The organism is Massilia sp. CT11-108, from assembly GCF_047302915.1.
Classification (GTDB): Bacteria; Pseudomonadota; Gammaproteobacteria; order Burkholderiales; family Burkholderiaceae_D; genus Telluria; species Telluria orientalis.
The window spans coordinates 1-414 of the sequence record NZ_JBKYMO010001280.1; the positions used below are offsets into that span (position 1 = coordinate 1).

Here is a 414-nt window from a genome sequence, read left to right on the forward strand (position 1 = left end):
GACTGGGCGCGCCTCGCGGGCGATTGCGGCTACTACGACCAGTCGCATCTCATCCACGCGTTCCGCCAGTTCGCCGACGCGACCCCGGACTCCTTCCTGCATGGCGCGCCATGATCGTCATTGCGGCCCCCTCGAATCTCGGACTCCGCCCCCTGCGCCCCGGCCACGAACCCGGCACATGGCGCGCACCCGCCGCCTTGATCGAAGCCGGCCTGCTGGACGCCGTGGGCGGCGGCGCTCCCATCGTCATGCCGCGGCCGTCCTGGAAGCCCGGGGCCGATCCCGGCACGCGGCTGCGCAATGGCCACGCGATGCGCGACTTCAACCTGGCCCTGGCCGACCACGTGGCGGCGGCCGGTGCGCGCGGCGAATTCGCGTTCGTCATCGGCGGCGATTGCTCGATCCTGCTGGGGG

At 72.5% G+C, this 414-nt stretch carries 1 pseudogene; it reads left to right on the plus strand.

Annotation, left to right across the window (positions count from 1 at the left end):
* Window positions 1-110: 110 nt before the first annotated feature.
* A pseudogene (locus ACEN88_RS34405) lies at window positions 111-414 on the plus strand (arginase family protein); the annotation flags it as partial.